Origin of the sequence: Rathayibacter sp. AY1B7 (genome assembly GCF_002932735.1) — a bacterium.
In the GTDB taxonomy this organism is placed as follows: Bacteria; Actinomycetota; Actinomycetes; order Actinomycetales; family Microbacteriaceae; genus Rathayibacter.
Genome location: NZ_PSWK01000063.1, coordinates 1 through 1,988 on the forward strand (window position 1 = coordinate 1; position 1,988 = coordinate 1,988).

Sequence of the window (1,988 nt, forward strand, 5' to 3'; positions counted from 1 at the left end):
CGGAGCATGGGTGAAGATGGGCGGATGACATCCGTGGGGGGCGTTCCGGAGCTCAGGCTGGCCGTCGTCGACGACCAGCCCCTCTACCGGCACATGCTGTCGTCGCTGCTGCGCGCGGTGCCGGGCGTGCGGAGCGTCGTGGAGGCCGGATCCGCCACGGAGGCGCGGTCGGTGCTGCAGCCCGCGGAGCTCGACGTGGCGATCCTCGATATCGAGCTCGGCGACGGGGACGGCATCGAGCTCGGGCGCCGACTGCGGTCCACCGCGCCGGGGCTGGGCATCGTCCTGCTCTCGGCCGTCGACGCGATGCACCGCTTCCTCCGCCTCGACCGCGCCGAGGCCCGCGGCTGGAGCTACCTCTCGAAGACCTCCTCCCTCTCCGCCCCCGCGCTGCTCGCCTCCGTCCGCGCGACGGCGGACGGCCGCACCGTGCTCGATCCGGCGCTGGTCGCCGCCCGCGCGGCCCGCCGCGACTCCCCGGTCGCCGCGCTGAGCCCGCGCCAGTACGAGGTGCTCTCGGGTCTCGCATCGGGGCTGACCAACGCCGCGATCGGCGAGCGTCTCGGCATCGCGGTCCGCTCGGTCGACAACCACGTCAACGCCGTCTACGCGTCCCTCGGCGTGCGGTCGGACGGCGAGCGCAACCCGCGGGTCGACGCGACGCTCCTCTTCCTCGAGCACACCGGATGAGCGCCGGCCCGAGCGACACGCGCGAGGACAACCGCATCGTCCTCGGAGCGATGGCCCTCCTCGGCGGCGTCCTCTCGCTGCTGGCCGCGCTCCAGGCCGTCTTCGCGCTCGGGATGCTGTCGCGGACGCTGCGGAGCGTCGATCCGGGGCCGCTGCTCGACGTGACGACGCGCGTCCTGGTCAACGTGTCGACGATCGGGCTCGCGATCGCCCTGGTCGCGGTGCTGCGTCCCGAGCGCTCGACCGGCGGCGGCCGGGTGGCCCGGACGGCGGTCATCGCCGTGGGGATGGGACTCGTCCGCTGCTGCCTCCAGGTGCTGACCGGCGTCTACCCGCTCTCGGCCCTCCCCGCTCTCGCGGTCGAGCTGGTCGTCGGATCCACGGTGATCGCGCTGATCACGGCCTACGGCTACCTGCTCGTGCGCGCGGCGCGGCGGGTTCGCGAGAAGGAGCGGGAGCACGCCCGCGCCTCCGTGCAAGCGCTCGAGGCGGTGCAGGCCCTGCAGCGGGAGGAGCTGCGGGTGCGGCGCGACGTCGCGCAGAGCCTGCACGGCGGCCTCCAGAACGGACTGGTGGTGCTGACCGCCGAGCTGCACGCGGTCGCGAGCGCATCCGACGAGGCGGCCTCGGAGCGGCTGCTCGCCATCGCCGCCCGGCTCGACCGGCTCCGCGAGGACGAGGTGCGCGCGGTCGGCCACGCCCTCTACCCGGTCGAGATCGACCACGGCCTGGTCCCCGCCGTCCGCGACCTCGTCGCGCGACTCCCTCCCGAGATCGCCGTCGACCTCGACCTCGGCCGCATCCCGGCGCTCGCCGCCGAGGGCGCCGAGCCACCGCTCGACCAGCGGATGCTCCTGGTCCGGTTCCTGGAGGAGGCGGTCACCAACGCGCTGAAGCACGGCGGCGCCTCCTCGCTGCGGGTGCGCGGCGACGAGGAGGCGGGCGTCGTGGTGCTCACCCTCGACGACGACGGCCGTGGACTCGTCGAGGGGTCGACGCGCTCGGGCCTGGCGCGGCTGGAGCGGCAGCTCGCGGTCTACGGGGGCTCGTTGGAGCTCTCGGACTCGCCCGTGCTGGCGGGGGCGCGGCTGAGGGCGCGGCTCCCGCTGTCCGACGCGGACGGCGGCGGGGCGGAGTAACGGGACGGGCGCTCCCGCCGTCCCTCGCGTCGAGCACAGGGCGGTCCGAGGGACGGATTCATGCCGGATGGCGAGCCGTCTCCTCGTGCCCGCCCCTCACGCCGGGTAGACCAGCAGATCCTCCGGAGCGACGGTGAAGCCTGCCTCGCGACCGGGCGC

Annotated in this window: 2 protein-coding genes; both read left to right on the forward strand. The window is 74.8% G+C overall.

The genetic code is table 11. The annotated features are described in order from the left end of the window. Positions 1–24 precede the first annotated feature (24 nt). Positions 25–690 (forward strand): response regulator transcription factor, encoded by a 666-nt coding sequence (locus C5C95_RS17000; protein WP_104324913.1) that lies wholly within the window; start codon positions 25–27, stop codon positions 688–690. Next, positions 687–1,829 (forward strand): sensor histidine kinase, encoded by a 1,143-nt coding sequence (locus C5C95_RS17005; protein ID WP_104324914.1) that lies wholly within the window; start codon positions 687–689, stop codon positions 1,827–1,829. Before C5C95_RS17000 ends, C5C95_RS17005 begins: the two co-directional genes overlap by 4 nt. Positions 1,830–1,988: the final 159 nt, after the last annotated feature.